13 protein-coding genes are annotated in these 15,961 nt (G+C 40.1%); 3 read left to right on the forward strand and 10 right to left on the reverse strand.

From position 1 onward, the window contains the following. Nucleotides 1–21: 21 nt before the first annotated feature. The 6 genes from P20311_RS07655 to P20311_RS07680 all read right to left on the reverse strand — a co-directional run bounded on the left by P20311_RS07655 (nt 22) and on the right by P20311_RS07680 (nt 5,389). Entirely contained in the window at nt 22–474 is a 453-nt protein-coding gene (locus P20311_RS07655; RefSeq protein WP_008111390.1) for a c-type cytochrome, read from the reverse strand. Nucleotides 475–751: 277 nt separating this feature from the next. Continuing rightward, nucleotides 752–2,479 (reverse strand): SulP family inorganic anion transporter, encoded by a 1,728-nt coding sequence (locus P20311_RS07660; RefSeq protein WP_008111392.1) that lies wholly within the window; start codon nt 2,477–2,479, stop codon nt 752–754. A 177-nt stretch (nt 2,480–2,656) separates the two neighbouring features. Next, complete coding sequence (dps, locus tag P20311_RS07665; protein WP_008111394.1) at nt 2,657–3,181, reverse strand: DNA starvation/stationary phase protection protein Dps; 525 nt, start codon at nt 3,179–3,181, stop codon at nt 2,657–2,659. Nucleotides 3,182–3,488: 307 nt separating this feature from the next. Beyond that, nucleotides 3,489–3,857 (reverse strand): DUF2237 family protein, encoded by a 369-nt coding sequence (locus P20311_RS07670; RefSeq protein ID WP_008111396.1) that lies wholly within the window; start codon nt 3,855–3,857, stop codon nt 3,489–3,491. 160 nt (nt 3,858–4,017) lie between these two features. Then, nucleotides 4,018–4,437: an HPP family protein gene (locus P20311_RS07675; protein WP_008111399.1), complete on the reverse strand. Its 420-nt coding sequence runs from the start codon at nt 4,435–4,437 to the stop codon at nt 4,018–4,020. A 172-nt stretch (nt 4,438–4,609) separates the two neighbouring features. Then, a complete protein-coding gene (locus P20311_RS07680; protein ID WP_008111401.1) occupies nt 4,610–5,389 on the reverse strand; it encodes a DUF2189 domain-containing protein in 780 nt (259 codons plus the stop codon). A gap of 233 nt (nt 5,390–5,622) precedes the next feature. Between P20311_RS07680 and P20311_RS07685 the strand changes: the two genes are divergently transcribed. Beyond that, complete coding sequence (locus P20311_RS07685) at nt 5,623–7,503, forward strand: MFS transporter (RefSeq protein ID WP_008111403.1); 1,881 nt, start codon at nt 5,623–5,625, stop codon at nt 7,501–7,503. A gap of 61 nt (nt 7,504–7,564) precedes the next feature. Here P20311_RS07685 and katG read toward each other — a convergent pair whose 3' ends face one another. Beyond that, nucleotides 7,565–9,832: a catalase/peroxidase HPI gene (gene katG / locus P20311_RS07690; RefSeq protein WP_008111404.1), complete on the reverse strand. Its 2,268-nt coding sequence runs from the start codon at nt 9,830–9,832 to the stop codon at nt 7,565–7,567. Between the two features lie 315 nt (nt 9,833–10,147). Beyond that, entirely contained in the window at nt 10,148–11,488 is a 1,341-nt protein-coding gene (locus tag P20311_RS07695; RefSeq protein ID WP_008111405.1) for an L-cystine transporter, read from the reverse strand. A 291-nt stretch (nt 11,489–11,779) separates the two neighbouring features. Here P20311_RS07695 and P20311_RS07700 point away from each other — a divergent pair, with 291 nt between their 5' ends. Next, entirely contained in the window at nt 11,780–12,307 is a 528-nt protein-coding gene (locus P20311_RS07700; RefSeq protein WP_008111407.1) for a hypothetical protein, read from the forward strand. Nucleotides 12,308–12,376: 69 nt separating this feature from the next. Here the strand turns inward: P20311_RS07700 and P20311_RS07705 are convergent, their stop codons facing one another. Both P20311_RS07705 and P20311_RS07710 read right to left on the reverse strand, forming a co-directional pair. Beyond that, a complete protein-coding gene (locus P20311_RS07705) occupies nt 12,377–13,564 on the reverse strand; it encodes a diguanylate cyclase (protein WP_238529440.1) in 1,188 nt (395 codons plus the stop codon). 256 nt (nt 13,565–13,820) lie between these two features. After that, nucleotides 13,821–14,963: an alkene reductase gene (locus P20311_RS07710; protein WP_193371760.1), complete on the reverse strand. Its 1,143-nt coding sequence runs from the start codon at nt 14,961–14,963 to the stop codon at nt 13,821–13,823. Between the two features lie 110 nt (nt 14,964–15,073). Here P20311_RS07710 and P20311_RS07715 point away from each other — a divergent pair, with 110 nt between their 5' ends. Further along, nucleotides 15,074–15,958: a LysR family transcriptional regulator gene (locus P20311_RS07715; RefSeq protein ID WP_008111412.1), complete on the forward strand. Its 885-nt coding sequence runs from the start codon at nt 15,074–15,076 to the stop codon at nt 15,956–15,958. The last annotated feature ends 3 nt before the right edge of the window (nt 15,959–15,961 follow it).

The following is a 15,961-nucleotide window of genomic DNA, read 5'->3' on the forward strand; positions in this document are numbered from 1 at the left end:
GGTTTTTTTTGCTATCAATATTTACTTGTAGTGAGAGTAAAGTTGGTAATTAGTTCTGTGGTACGGGATAAGTTTATAGTTTGGTTGTAAAAAAGTGACTAAGTCGGTGAGTTCAGATACGGTCATGGTATCGTTAAATACCGTCATTTTTGAACTGCCATCTTCATTTCTGGCGTCGGGTCTATAAGGCCTAGAAAACCGATGGGAGGGATTAATCACTGACGTTACCAGCTCAGCATAAGTAATTATTTTGGTTTTATTACCTCCTAGCTTAATAGAAATATCGTCATGTTTTGTTACGCTGCTATCTTCTACGCCTGCAAGTGTATGGCATGCCAAGCACTTATATTTTAAAAACACGGCTTTACCTTGTTCTGCATTACCCTCGGGTAAGCTAAATCCTTTTGGTGAATCAACGCCTTTATCACAACCTGCCAGTGCCATTAAGCATGCAATTAAGAGTGTATATTTCATAATAACTCCATTTTTTAATTGGTTTTTTGCAGTGCTTAATTGTTCTCATCAATAACGCTTTATTTGATAAGCCATAAAATAAGCGGCTGCACGAGTATTTTGATACTGCATGGTATGGCATTTTCATTTTTGCTTGCGATATCTTTTTAAGGCTTAACAAGTTAATAAAGAAAACATTCTTTGCACTGAGTCTCAGATATTTTTCAGTTAATGAAATGAGTCATCACCATATTTTATCTACAATTTGAGTGTAGTAGATGATAACTAATAATTCTAACTAAGCTGAGCTTTGGTTAGGCGATTTAAATAAAGCGGCTTCAGTAATATGTTGACTCACACTGTTTTTTTGTAGGGCGATATACAAGTCTGAGTGAACATAAATCCCCTCTTTACCAGATGTAATTCCTGCCGTTTTAAACCAAGCGAGCAATTGACGTTTTCTGCCAGCAAGCTCTAAACGAATATGGCGCTTTTTAAAAATTACATCTAAGTCGGCAAGCATGCTCATTACACTTAAATCAAGGTGAGTAAAACAAGGTACAGCGTCGATAATAACGCATTCTATATCGTCTTTCTGGCGGGCGTATTGCTCTAATAAGCGACGTTTAAAGTAACCCACGTTAAAGTAAGTTAAAGGCGAATTGAATCGATAAATAAAAACGCCTTGTATCGCTTTGGCTTTATCTGTTTCGTCGAGGCTTCTTACTACCCCTTTGGCATCAATACCTAAAATAGTGTCAGATGGACGCATAACGCTGCGGATAAATTGAAATAAACCCAATAATACAGCAAGCGTTATGCCAGGGATTACACCAATAAACAACACCGCAAATAACGTAGTTAATGCTAAGTAGAATGCTTGCTTATCTTTAAATTTTAATTGCCATAACGCCTTTAAATCGATGAGATGAATTGAAGCAATAATAAGCACAATTCCCAGTGCTGCACTGGGAATATACTCAAGGGGAGCCGTTAAAAATAACGCAATGATGGCAATAATAACAGCCGCTATAATCGATACTAATTGAGTTTTACCGCCGGCATTGTCGTTAACAGCCGTACGCGAGTCAGCACCACTAACAGCGAAGCCTTGTGACAATGCTGAGGCTAAATTGGCAATACCTAAGGCTCTAAATTCTTTATCTGGATTAATGTCATAGCCATTTTTTGCAGCAAAGCTTCGTGCGGTCAACATCATACTTACAAAGCTGACTATGGCTAAGTTAAGTGCAGGAACTACGAGCTCACGGATCACCCCAATATCAAACATCGGAGGGTTAAATATAGGTAAGCCACCCGTTACAACGCCAATGGTTTTTATCTCAAATTGTTCTAAGTTGAATAACCAAACTAAGGTTGCAGCCAATGTGATTGCCAGCATAGAGGCAGGCCAACTTGGTTTAATACGTTTGAAAGCGAAATAGGCACTCAGTGTTAATAAAGCCATTAGCAAGGTGGGAATATGAGTTTGCGATAAATAGGTTGGCACACCTCCTAAACGCTCCAGTAAGTAGCGTTCGTCAAAGGTAAAACCAAATACTTTTGAAAACTGGCTAACAATAATGGTAATAGCTACGCCATTGAGCAGTCCCATTAAAATAGGTTTTGATAAAAAGTCAGCAAGTACACCTAGTTTAAAGCGGCTGGCAATAAAGCACCAGATACCTGTCATTGCGGTCATGGTGATCACTAATTGCCAATGTTTAAAGCTATCGCCTGCGGCAAGTGGAGTCACTACTGCGGCAATCACCGCACAGGTTGCGGCATCAGGGCCAATAATAAGCTGTTTAGAGGTACCAAATAGTGCGTAAAGCATCATAGGTAAGATACAAGAATAGAGACCAACGGCGGCATTTACGCCGGTAAGCTGCGCATAAGCAATAGCTACAGGCAATGCCACGGCTGCAACTGATAAGGCTGCTCGCATATCGTCGGCAAGCCATTGGCGCTGATAATTAAACAACGTTTGTAAACCAGGCATAAAATTATATAAACGCGACAACACTGAAAAATCCCTTTAATAATAAGGAGTAGATAGTAAGTTCTGTATAAAAATAAGTATAGTAACTAAACGCGTTATAGTGGATTAAATATGATGGTTTTAGCTTAATGATGAGATGGATATAGTGAAAAAATAAAAAGCCCAGCATATTTGCTGGGCTCAATGTATATCAATTTAAAATTAGCTGTTCAATTGACCCGTAGATGACTCTATATGGGCACGAACAAACCACTGATATTGCTCAAGCTCGGCAAGTTGCGCAATGATCATATCTTCAGATACCGGATCAAGCTCAGCAAGTGATTCTATAGCTTTACGGTGATCACCGTTAACGCCGTTATATACTTTGTCTAATGCAGCTAAGTGCTCGGTTACTAAACCTTTGCCTATAGCGTAGTCTTCCCATGTACGACGATCGACAATTGATTTTGGTGTACCAACAGGGACGCCGCCTAAAGTGGCAATACGTTCTGCTATGGTGTCGGTCATTTCACGCACGGTTTCAACTTGAGGGTCTAGCATTTCATGTACGCCAATAAAGTTTGGACCTACTACATTCCAATGAATATGTTTTAAAGTTAGCTGTAAATCAATTAGCGCTACCATGCGATCTTCTAGAACAGATATTGCTTTATTTGCTGATTCGTTTTCTACACCGGGAGCGGTAAATTCAGCGACTTTGTTTGCATTATTACTGTTACTCATTATGCCTCCTACTATTTCAAAATAGTGCTCGCTTAACTCAAGTGAGTGTTTTAATTGCGATAACGAACACGTCTTGTATTAATAGAAGCAATGCTCATGCCGATAGTATTGTTATTTTAAGTTGCTGAAATTATTGTTTTAATTTTTAATTGGCGGTATTTTTCAAAGCAACAAACTTAAGTGCATATGAAAAATATGCACTTTTTTGTAAATTCTGCAAAAAAGCACGTTTAAAACAGGGGCACGTTAAGGACTCTTTTTGCCTACGCTATTTAGGCAAAAGAAAACTGGGTTCAGTGTTTAATCGTTATAGCGTTTTTTGATATTGATGCGCTTTTAATACGTCAAACGGAATAATGTCGAGCGCTTTTTGGTTTGTAGCTTCAAGTACCACAGGAGGAGCAACGTTTGCAGCAATGGCATGATACCAACGCACTGCGCACAAGCACCATTTGTCGCCAGCTTTTAAGCCAGCAAAATCATACAAAGGATTAGGGCTAATTAAATCGTTACCTTGCGCTTTAGAAAACTGCAAAAATTCGTCGGTCATAATGGCGCATACACTGTGATTGCCAAAGTCTGAATCTGGCACATAGCAAAACCCTTCACGGGTATAGCCACCATTACCACAACACAGTTGTAAGCGAGTTCCCAGTACATTTAATTGATTAGCCATGCAGCACAGTTACCTTGTAATAATCATCGAAAGCAGAGGTGTTTACCATAACAGGCCGTTAGTGACTTAGCTATCTATGCTATTAATTTTATACATCTTTAAGCGAGTAAAAAACTGCACTTAGTAAAGCCAAAATGCAGTTTTTACTAAGCAAGGGCGCTTACGAAAGTAGTGCTGCCGCTAAACGCACAAAATCAGAAGACGTTAAAATACCCACTAGCTGACCCTGCTGGCTAACAACGGGCATACAACCGTGGCGATTATCTACAAAAAACTTAACGACATCTGATAACGGCTGCTCTGGGGTGACACTAATAAAATCACTCACCATAATATCTTCTACTTTTGTGAGTTTCTCTTTTCGTTGTAATGCATTTGCACCAAACGTTGCCATGATCCCCATAACTTTAGCGACCATGATTTTTTGTGTCAGCATACCGACAAATGCGCCGTCTTCGTCGATAACAGGAATATGACGAATATTTTTTTCTTTCATTAAATTATGTGCGTCATGCAAAGTGCTTTTTACGTTCACTGAAAATGGGTTCGGTGTCATTAAGTCTGTAACGTTTTGACTCATGTTTATTCCTTTATATTATCTGTAGTGTATCAGCTTATATTAGCGCTATTTTTAAGCTTTGCACCTTATTCAGATCAAGGTTTTTACGGATTTTATAAACTGAGGGAGAAGAGGCAACACTTAATTAAATGCCAAAAAGCATTTAATTAAGTGATAAAACTACAGGTAAATATTATTCATAACCACGTGGTGTTTTTGTTTTAATAACAGCAATGTATCCATGCCAACTAGCGTAACTAAGTAGTGGCATAATAATAATAAATCCAGCGGCACCTGCAGCAAAGCCCAACGCTACTAGTACAAATATACAAATTGACCACACTACCATGGCTGCAAAGTTTTCTTTAACTGCGTGGATTGAAGAAACGACTGCGGTCATAATATCAACGCGTCTTTCCATCATAATTTGCGGCGTAAATGCAGAAATTGAAAACACACTGACCAGCAAAATCCCACCGATAATGCTGCCTATAGTTAAAAACGCCGAAAGTTCTTCAAAGGTGGGGTTTACATGGTTTGGGTATAACGCATGCACAATTGCAGCTAGGCGCATCCAAATAATCATAATTACCATGAGTAATACCGCAAAACCCCACTCACCTACAGGGTTACGGAACATTGATTTTAATGAATGGCTTAATGTAGGTTTATGGCCTTTCTCAAGCTCCCAGGCTACATCGTATAGGCCAACGGCGAATACCGGACCGATTAAAGCAAAAGCAACGGTTGCAGGTAAAATAGCTAAGTGGCTGTCGGTAAGTACAACAGAGTAAACAATCGCTACCGGAATAAGCGTGAAGATTAAACCGTAAATTAAACTCAACATGGGCGCGCGCGCCATATCTTTAAACGCTAACGAAAGCCAATGAAAAGCGGCAAATGTATTTACTTTGTTGCACTCTAAACAACGTGCGAATTTAGTGTCTTTGTCTATTGTGTTTGTAGTTGGCATAAAGATGCTCCTTTTTTAGTCACCTTTTAGGTTTAGAACATAGATGTTTTATTTACAACTCATAAACAACTTATACGATTGATTTAGTCGCATTGTTCATTTGTTAGTCATTTTTATTGGGTTAGCTATTTTGTTTATTTAAATATATGTTTGAGCACGTACTTAAAAAGTGGGTTCGTATTTCTTTTCCACAGTGGTAATCTAAGCCCTGAAGCTAATTTTAAGAGACCGTAATGAAGGAAAATAAACAACAATTTCAAGGATCTTTACTGGGTAGCAAACGGTTTTTACCTCTGTTTGTGACGCAGTTTTTCTCTGCTTTAAATGACAATGTATATAAGCAATCAATCCTACTTATTTTAATTTTTCAGGCTGCTACGGTAGCTGATGGTGCCTTTTATTCTAATTTGGCGGCAGGATTATTTATTTTACCGTTTTTTCTATTTTCAGGCATGGCTGGGCAAATTGCAGAAAAGTTGGAAAAATCAAAACTGATCAGCATCGTAAAGTTTTGCGAAATTCCTATTATGCTGGTGGGCGTAGTATCGATTTTAACCGAGCAGGTTTGGTTAATGTTAGGTACTGTATTTTTAATGGGCTTACAAAGCACTTTTTTTGGACCGCTTAAGTACTCTATTTTACCGCAACATGTGGCCCCAAATGAGCTAACAAAAGCGAATGGGCTGGTGGAGTCGGGCACTTTTGTCGCTATTTTATTGGGCACCGTATTTGGCACCTATTATATAACCCAAGCAGCGGGCCCTATTTATATCAGTATCGCAATAGTGAGCCTAGCGGTTATTGGCTTTTTGAGCAGTCGATTTATTCCTAAAAGTGCTGCCAATGATGCTAATTTAAAAGTATCGATTAACCCTATTACTTCAACCAAAAGTGTTTTTAATGCGCTTAAGGCACAAACCGAGTCGGTGGGTAAGTCAGTATTAGGGATCAGCTGGTTTTGGCTTATTGGTGCGGTGATACTAACGGCGCTCCCTAATTACGTAAAACATGTAATGGGAGGCGATGAGTTGGTGGTGACGGCTGCTTTAGTGGTGTTTTCGTTGAGTATTGCATTGGGGTCTTTGCTTTGTGAAAAGCTATCACGCTCACGGATTGAGTTAGGTATTGTGCCTTTTGGTGCACTGTTAATTACCTTATTTTTATATTTACTAAGCCAAGAGCCTGGTATTGAATTTTATCGCCAAGTTAGTGAGTTGCAGCTTACTCTTGAACAAGTAATTAATACTGGCGATATGCTCTGGCATTTTGTTTGGATGGCAGGTATTGGTATTGCCTCGGGGTTTTATACCGTGCCTTTGTATGCACTCATTCAGCAGCGTACGCACCCCGATAGCCGTTCTCGAGTGATTGCAGCTAATAATGTATTAAACGCACTGTTTATGGTCGGCAGCGCCGTTTTAAGTATTGTTACTTTAACGCTATTACACTGGAATATTTCACAATTACTGTTGTTATTAGCAGGGCTTAATTTACTGATATCGGTTTATATATACAGCAAAGTTCCTGAGTTCTTTTTACGCTTTATTATTTATATTTTAGCGATTTGCATGTATCGGGTGCGCACTAAAGGCGAGCCTAACATTCCCGATGAAGGGGCTGCGGTAGTGGTAAGTAACCATGTTAGCTTTGTTGATTGGATGTTTATTTTAGCGGCGTCGCCTAGGCCAATTCGGTTTGTTGTATTTGCACCTATTTACTATTCACCGGCACTTAATTGGTTATTTAAAATGGCCAAAGCCATTCCAATCGATAGTGAAAAGGCAAACCCTAAGGCGTTTAATAAAGCCTTTGATGACATCGCTAAAACACTGGAAAGTGGTGAGTTAGTAGGTATTTTTCCTGAAGGAAAGCTCAGCGGTGATGGCGAGGTTGATGTATTTCGCCGTGGCATTGAAAAAATAATTCAGCGCACGCCTGTGCCTGTTATCCCTGTTCATTTAGATGGATTATGGGGCAGTATGTTTAGCCGAAAAGCCAAGTGGCGACTACCTAGACCCAAATGGTCGTTAGTAAGCGTAGCGATTGGTGAGTCGGTTGCATCTGAAAATGTGAGTGCCGATGACTTGCGTGATCGAGTGCTTGCTTTAAAGTAGCTTTACAATAAAAAAGCGCTGCAATTAATTGCAGCGCTGTGGTTGTGTTACTTAATGGTTATTAACGGTCTAAATTCATTACTTTAGTCCATGCTGCAACAAAGTCTTCTACAAACTTTTGTTTTGATGTATCAAAGGCATACACCTCAGCAACTGCACGTAGTTCTGAGTTTGAACCAAAAATCAGATCAACCGAAGTGGCGGTGTACTTTTGCTCACCTGATTGACGATCAAAGCCTTGATAAATGCCAGCATCTGACGATTTTTTCCATACCGTCGACATATCTAATAAGTTAACGAAGAAATCGTTATTTAGGGTACCTGGCTTGTCAGTAAATACGCCGTAGTCAGTGCCTTTATAGTTTGCATCAAGTGAACGTAAACCACCGACTAATACAGTCATTTCAGGAACTGTTAGGTCAAGCTGATCCGCTTTATCAATCAGCATTTCTGTTGGCGATTTATAGCTTTTCTCTGCATCAAAGTAGTTTCTAAAACCATCGGCTGGCAGCTCTAATAAGCTAAATGCATTAACGTCAGTTTGCGCTTGCGTAGCATCGCCACGGCCAGCATTAAACGGCACGTCTACTGAGTAGCCTGCATCTTTGGCTGCTTTTTCAATCGCTGCATTACCACCAAGTACAACTAAATCAGCAAGCGATACATGGCTTTTGCTAAATAAGCTGTCGTTAAAGTCAGCTTGAATCGCTTTTAATACTTTAAGTACTTTTGCGGTTTCTGCTGGATTATTTACTGCCCAATCCTTTTGTGGTGCTAGCGCAATACGTGCGCCGTTGGCACCGCCGCGCATATCTGAATCACGGTAACTGGCAGCCGATGCCCATGCCACACGTACTAACTCAGGTACACTTAGGTTTGAGTCTAAAATAGCGGCTTTAAGCTCTTTTACTGCACCAGCATCAATGTTTGATTGAGTTTCTGCTGAAATAGGGTCTTGCCAAATTAAGTCGTCTTTTGGTACTTCTTTACCTAAAAAGTTACGTGGTGGTCCCATATCTCTGTGAGTTAATTTGTACCATGCTTTAGCAAAGGCAAGTTGATACTCTTTAGGGTCATTTAAAAAGCGTTCTGCAATTTTGCGATATTCAGGATCAAATTTTAACGCTAAATCGGCCGTAGTCATTACCGGTGGGTTAAATTTACCTTTAACGTGCGCATCAGGTACGGCGTTATGTAATGATTCATCTGTTGGGATCCACTGAATAGCGCCTGCAGGGCTGCGAGTTTGTTTCCACTCAAAGTTAAGTAGGTTGCTTAAGTACAGTGATGACCAGCGGGTAGGTGCTTGTGTCCATGCGCCTTCTAAACCACTAGATACGGTATCTTCAGAGTGGCCTTTACCACATTTGTTTTTCCAGCCTAAACCTTGCTCTTCAATACCTGCTGCAGCAGGCTCTGCACCTACACAGTCTTTAGGTTTGTGCGCACCATGCATTTTACCAAAGGTGTGACCACCGGCGATAAGTGCCAGTGTTTCTTCATCGTTCATCGCCATGCGAGAAAACGCAACGCGAATGTTCTTAGCTGAACCGATTGGATCAGGTACTCCTTTAGGCCCTTCTGGGTTTACATAAATTAAACCCATGTGAGTTGCACCTAGCGGGCGTTCTAGTTTGCCGCTGGCATCTTCACGGTCGCTGGCAAGCATTTCTACTTCAGGACCCCAGTAAACCATGTCTGGTTCCCAATCGTCAGTACGACCACCAGCAAAACCATAGGTTTCAAACCCCATGTTTTCTAAGGCAACATTACCGGCTAATACGATTAAGTCTGACCATGAAAGGGCTTCACCGTATTTTTGTTTGATTGGCCAAAGTAAACGGCGCGCTTTATCCAAGCTTACGTTATCTGGCCAGCTATTAAGCGGTTCAAAACGTTGTTGACCACCGCCAGCGCCACCACGGCCATCAAGCGTACGGTAGGTACCAGCACTGTGCCAGGTCATACGAATAAAAAATGGGCCATAATTACCAAAGTCTGCTGGCCACCAATCTTGAGATTGAGTTAGTAGAGCGTCGATATCACTTTTTACAGTGTCTAAATCTAGACTGTTAAATGCCTCTGCATAATTAAAGTCGGCACCGTAAGGGTTTGAACGTAGATCATGATCGCGAAGAGGAGATAGGTTAAGTTGATCTGGCCACCAAAATTGGTTGGTTCTGGTTGCGCCCATTTTTGCCTCACCCATGCCTACAGCACCTTGTGGCTTAGACATTTGTGGTTTTTCTTGGCTAAAAGCAGAGCCAGACATAAGTGCCATACTTATAAATCCAACAAGCGCTTTTTTTGTAAATGATCGGTTTTTCATTGTCAGCTTCCTTAAAGTTAACGAATTTCGTTATATACAAAGCGTATTAAAAAATAGGGCCTACTCATTAAAAAACAGTAGGCTAATACTTCATTCAAGTTGTTGTTAAACAAGCCTGAATGGCTAAGCAGTGAGGATAGTATAGTAAAGAGGGTAAAAACCGTGTGCGAAATAAAGCGATTAGTACAATCTATAAAAATGATTTATTAAATTTAATCGATTAAATAAATGAATTGTAAATACGCAAAGAAGGCTTTGCAGAGCTATAGGCATAAAAAAGCCCAGCGTAGGCTGGGCTATTAAATAAACTTAATGCTATTGAGTTTTCATTAACTTACTGGTGATCACACCAGAGGTCATAGCACCCGACACGTTGAGTGCGGTACGCGCCATATCTATTAAAGGCTCAATAGAAATAAGTAAAGCCACTACCTCTATAGGTAATCCCATGGTAGGTAATACAACCAACGCTGCGAAAGTAGCACCACCGCCTACGCCAGCAATACCAAACGAGCTAATAACCACAATACCAATAAGCGGTAAAATAAACTCAAACGTGAGTGGGTCTATCCCCACACTTGGCGCAACCATCATCGCGAGCATGGCAGGGTAAATACCAGCACAGCCGTTTTGACCTATGGTGGCACCAAAAGAAGCCGATAAGTTAGCGATTGCTGGGGGCACTTTTAACTGGTTAATTTGCACATCTACATTCATAGGAATCGATGCCGCTGAGCTACGTGAGCTAAAAGCAAAGGTAAGCACTGGCCAGATTTTTTCAAAGTAATGTTTTGGATTAACACCTACTAAGCTAAGCAGTAAACCATGCACAACAAACATTAATAAAATAGCCACATACGAGGCAACAATAAAGGCGAGTAAATTTAAAATATCGCTACTGCTTGAGTTTGCCACAACGCTTGCCATTAGGCCCGCAACACCATAAGGAGTGAGTGCAATTACCATGCGAACTAAGCTCATTACTGTTGCTTGTAGGGCGTTTACACCGTTACGAATTGGGCTAGCAAGTTCTGTTTTTTCAAGCATTACTTTACGTGCAGCTATACCAACAAGTACACCAAATATAACCGTGGCAATAATAGAGGTTGAACGTTGATTACTTAAATCCGCAAAGGGGTTTTCAGGAATAAAGCTCAGTAGCATTTGCGGCACACTTAGGTCGGCTACATTCGCAGCTTTGCTTTGTAGGGTGTCCATTCTAGCGGCTTCTCGAGTACCCGAAACAAGCCCTTCAATACTGAGGTCAAATCCATAGGTGACAGCAATACCCACCAAAGCGGCAATTGCTGTGGTAAAGAGTAAAACAGAAATACTAATAAATGATATTTTACCTAAAGAGCCTTGGTTTTCGAGCTTTACCACTGCGGCAATCATAAAAATTAATACCAATGGCATGATGATCATTTTTAATAAACCGACATAGCCTTTACCCACCACGCTTACCCAGCTGAGTATTTCTTTAATCGTCTCTGGAGAGTGGGCAAATAAAAACTGTAGGGCTAAGCCAAAGGTGCTACCAAGCACTAAGCCAAATAAAACGGTACGAGATAAAGAGCTGCTTTTTTGCGAAAAAAGATAAATCGCGAACAGCAAACTGACAAATAATGCCAACATTAATAATACAGCAAGCGACATAGTACCCTCTTTTATAGCTGTGAATTAGCGCGGCACTTTAACGCTTTGTAAGACGTTAACAAAATACGCTTTCGCTATGGTATAGAATTAAAATGAATATAGTAATAATATTAAAGTATAACGAATGAGCACATTATTGAAAAAATTAACCCATATGATTGTATTTTCTTTAATTTATGGCGTTTACTAGATGAAAGTAAGATCTTAACTACAGTTAAAATCGTAACCTTAGTACGCGGTAATAAGTTAATTTGTTCACTTTAGTTTTTATTTAAAAGAGGGAGTAGAGGTATGTTAAAGGCAATAATGGCACTGGTGATGGTTTTAGTGGTTAGTGGGTGTTCAACCCAATACCCAAACCAAGCACTACTTGGTAAGCAATTTCCTACTGTGACGGGAGAAAGCTTAGAGCAAAAGTCATTCACCATTCCTGAGGACTTTAACAACCCCAATACGTTGCTGTTAATTGGTTATAAACAAGATAGCCAGTTTGATATTGATCGTTGGCTTATTGGTTTAGATATGAGCGCAGTGAATGTGACCGCTTATGAGTTGCCCACTATTCAGGGTATGGTTCCTCGCATGTTTAGTACCTTAATTGATAGCGGTATGCGCAAAGGGATCCCAAAAGAGTTGTGGGGTGGGGTGATCACAATTTACAAAGATGGCGATAAGGTTCAGGCATTTACTGGTAACGAAAACCCGAATAACAGCCGCGTAATACTGCTTGATGAGAGTGGCAAAATTATTTACTTTTACGACCGTGGCTTTTCGGTCTCCGCGTTAAATAATTTAAAAGCGGTGATTGAAAAGCAATAGTTTGCAGATAAAATTAGTTGCCTTTGGGCATGCTATAACTAAACGTTAGCGTACCACGTTACAAAATCATTATTCGCTTACGTTGTTTCTGCCTTTCTTTTTAGCTCTATAAAGCGCTAAATCAGCATTTTTTAAAGCCTCGTCAAAGCTTTGTTTTGCTGTTCTTTGTGCTACGCCAATAGAAACAGTCACGTTCACTGTTTTATTGTCGCTTGGCTGTTTACCTTTGCGAGATTTTTTATCTGTGCGTTTTGGGTTTCTGATCACCATGTCGTAAGTTGCAATATTTTGACGCAGTGTTTTGAGTTCAGGAATTGACTGCTCAGCTGTTTTTCTTGGAAATACAACGGTAAATTCCTCTCCGCCATAACGGTAAATCTTGCCACCGCCTTTAACGCCACTCATTTTTGCTGCCACTAGCTTAAGTACCTGGTCGCCAATATCATGGCCATAGGTGTCGTTGAATTTTTTAAAGTGGTCAATGTCGAGCATAGCAACGGTGTATTTTCGCCCTAATGATAGAGCAAGCTGATTAAGTGCGCGGCGCGTTGGTAAGCTCGTTAAATCGTCTCTGTAAGCTAAATAATAAGAGTCGGTACTCACCGCTAATAAATACAGAGAAGCCATAAGTACAGCAATGACAGACCAAGGAAAATCAATAACATGTTGTTGGTTAAGGCACCACACAATAAAAGTAATGAGTAACGCCGTTTGCGTCAGGTTATGTGTTCTTACGCTTTGCCAAATGAGTAAGCAACCAATGAGCGACAGTGGTAAAGCTATGGGTAAATAAGGAAGCAGTTGAGTATAAACATAAGGTTGTAATGATAGCCCTTGTAAATGCAGACTCAGTGCCAGCCACACAAACGCTGCGCCGCCACATAGAATAATTAATAAGGTTCGGGTCGCAGTGTGTATTGATAAAAGTGCGCGATCTTTTATCACGGCTAACAACATTAATAAACTTGCAGCGCATAATAAAACCCAGTCAGATTGCGTTTTAAGCCAACTTGACCACGGCAAAGCATACTCAAGTGAACATAAATAAAGTAACCAAAATGCGCACAAAATAGCGACTCGACTTCGATTAAACTGAGTGGCAAATATAGCGGTAATAATCAGTAATGGATAAACAAGATTATTAATAAGAGAGAGCTTACTTTGCCATTGGGTTTGAAATTGAGTTAATAACAAAAATAATCCATACACGGCTAAAAGACTCAAAGAAGTTGATTTAACTCCTGCTAATTTTAACAACCCATGCTCCAAAGACCGATGCCTAAAAAAATAAAAGCTTATTGTATTGACATTAAAAAATATTACTACTTTAATGCTTGTTAATTATTTAAAAGCAATACTTTAAAACTAACTTTAATGCTTTTTATCGACATTTTTTAACCAAATGTATGACATTTTAGTAAATGTAAAAATAGTGAGTAGATTAAATACAACAAGGTGGGAGACGATGTAAAAAGCGTTTTAACATTGAATAAGGCCATCCATGGCCTATTAATTAATCGTTTTTGTAGTAAGGGTAGTCACTGTAACCTTGCTCAGTCCCGCCATACATAGTGGCTGCATCGGCTTCATTTAATGGCCATTGATTTTTTATGCGCGCTGGTAAATCAGGGTTTGCAATAAAAGGGCGACCAAAAGCAAATAAATCACCGAAGCCTTTAGCTAACATCGCCACCGCTTTTTCAACAGTGTACTTACCAGCGTAAATAATACGCCCAGAAAATTCAGCTCTAGCTGCTTGATAAAATAGCTCTGGTAAATCAGGAGCATTGTCCCAATCAGCTTCTGCAATTGAAAGGTAAGCAATACCGGCTTGTTCAAGTACTTTAATCGCTTCAATGTAGGTATGATGCGGGTTTGATTCTACTAACCCTAAATAAACACGGGTTTCATCAGTACTGCTAAATAAGGGCGCAAATCTAACCCCTAAGCGCTCAGGGCCTACTACGTCACTTACTGCCGCGACAATTTCTTTTAAAAAGCGCAGGCGATTAGTAAGAGATCCGCCGTATTCATCATCTCGTTTATTGGTGTGCTCAGAAATAAACTGATTTACTAAATACCCATTAGCACAATGCAGTTCTACGCCATCAAACCCCGCTTCTAGCGCATTACGAGCAGCTTGTGCATACATGCCAACAAGCTCTTTTACTTCATCGGTTGTTAAAGCTTGTGGTTCACTTGGGTTGGCTAAAGCGCCTTGAGCCGGTCCTGTTTCAATAAAGACTTTAACGCTATCAGCTATTAGAGCTGAGGGGGCAATAGGTTTGGCTTCATTAGGCTGTAAGCTGGTGTGTGAAACGCGGCCAACATGCCAAAGTTGAGCAAAAATAATTCCACCTTCTGCATGTACTGCATCAGTTACTTTTTTCCAACCAGCTATTTGTTGATTAGAATGAATGCCTGGTGTCCAGGCATACCCTTGTCCTCTTGGTTCAATTTGAGTGCCTTCGGTAACCATAAAACCAGCACTAGCACGCTGTGCATAATATGTGGCCATCACCTCGTTGGGGATATTGCCAGGAACCGTGCTACGTGAACGTGTAAGTGGCGGCATTACAATACGGTTTTTAAGTGTGTATGGGCCTAAATTGATTGATGAAAATAGACTGTCGATATTTTTACTTGGTTGACTCATTTTAATACCTTTTAAATTAATAATGCTGTTTAGCGCCAATTACAATGCTGGTGAGCATAGGGGTTAAAAGGTACAATTTGAAACAATGCTTTTTTGTTTAAGATACAATTATGAATGGTATATCTCGGCTTGATATAAAACAATTACGAATATTGAGTGCATTACTTAAACTAAAAAATGTGTCGGATGTGGCCCGCAAAATGGGCTTAACCCAGCAGGCTATTAGTGAGCAGCTGCGAAAATTGCGTGACTTATTTGACGATCGGCTTTTTATTCGCCAAGGCAATACAATGGTTGCAACACCTAAAGCAATTGCACTAGAGAAGCCCATTAATCAAATATTAACTCAGGTAGAAGCGTTATTAATACCTAAACAATTTATCCCAAGTAGCTACAAGGGCGTATTTACAATAAGTGCGACTGATTACGCTATAGCAGCTCTTTTGCCACAATTATTAGAAATAACAAGACGCGAAGCGCCAGGATTAAAGCTGATTATTCGTGACTTTGCCTCTGATAATGTTAATCAATTAATAAGTGCAGGAGAGCTGGATTTATTAATTAGTTTTCCTGAATTTATCCCTACAAACTTAATCTATGACACATTATTTGAAGAACAACATATTTGTATTGCGGGGAAAGACACGGTGTTTTCTTCATCGACGTTGAGCCTTGCTGAAGTGGCGGCACACCCTCAATTAGTGGTTTCAGCGTCACGTGCTAACTTAAGAGGCTCTCACGACCAATGGTTTGCTGATAAGGGCTATGCGCGCAATATAGTTATGTCAGTGCCTGGCTTTTCATTTGTCCCCGATTTGCTTTGCAGTACTGACTTAATTGCTTTTTACCCATCGCGTTTACTGCCAAACGCCAAAGTGAAACAGCTTGAAGTTGAATTATTACCACCGCCATTTAAGGTGATTGCAGCGTGGCATCCACGTTCAAATAACAGCGATATTCACCAGTGGTTAATAGCACAATTAAAACGGATTTAGTGA

This window comes from Pseudoalteromonas sp. BSi20311 (assembly GCF_000239875.1).
In the GTDB taxonomy this organism is placed as follows: domain Bacteria; phylum Pseudomonadota; class Gammaproteobacteria; order Enterobacterales; family Alteromonadaceae; genus Pseudoalteromonas.

Excerpts from the sequence above, each read along its gene's own strand:
- katG (WP_008111404.1), bottom strand. The coding sequence starts at position 9,832 with ATGAAAAACCGATCATTTACAAAAAAAGCGCTTGTTGGATTTATAAGT.
- P20311_RS07655 (WP_008111390.1), bottom strand. The coding sequence starts at position 474 with ATGAAATATACACTCTTAATTGCATGCTTAATGGCACTGGCAGGTTGT.
- P20311_RS07715 (WP_008111412.1), top strand. The coding sequence starts at position 15,074 with ATGAATGGTATATCTCGGCTTGATATAAAACAATTACGAATATTGAGT.
- P20311_RS07675 (WP_008111399.1), bottom strand. The coding sequence starts at position 4,437 with ATGAGTCAAAACGTTACAGACTTAATGACACCGAACCCATTTTCAGTG.
- P20311_RS07695 (WP_008111405.1), bottom strand. The coding sequence starts at position 11,488 with ATGTCGCTTGCTGTATTATTAATGTTGGCATTATTTGTCAGTTTGCTG.
- P20311_RS07710 (WP_193371760.1), bottom strand. The coding sequence starts at position 14,963 with ATGAGTCAACCAAGTAAAAATATCGACAGTCTATTTTCATCAATCAAT.
- P20311_RS07700 (WP_008111407.1), top strand. The coding sequence starts at position 11,780 with ATGTTAAAGGCAATAATGGCACTGGTGATGGTTTTAGTGGTTAGTGGG.
- P20311_RS07670 (WP_008111396.1), bottom strand. The coding sequence starts at position 3,857 with ATGGCTAATCAATTAAATGTACTGGGAACTCGCTTACAACTGTGTTGT.
- P20311_RS07680 (WP_008111401.1), bottom strand. The coding sequence starts at position 5,389 with ATGCCAACTACAAACACAATAGACAAAGACACTAAATTCGCACGTTGT.
- dps (WP_008111394.1), bottom strand. The coding sequence starts at position 3,181 with ATGAGTAACAGTAATAATGCAAACAAAGTCGCTGAATTTACCGCTCCC.
- P20311_RS07685 (WP_008111403.1), top strand. The coding sequence starts at position 5,623 with ATGAAGGAAAATAAACAACAATTTCAAGGATCTTTACTGGGTAGCAAA.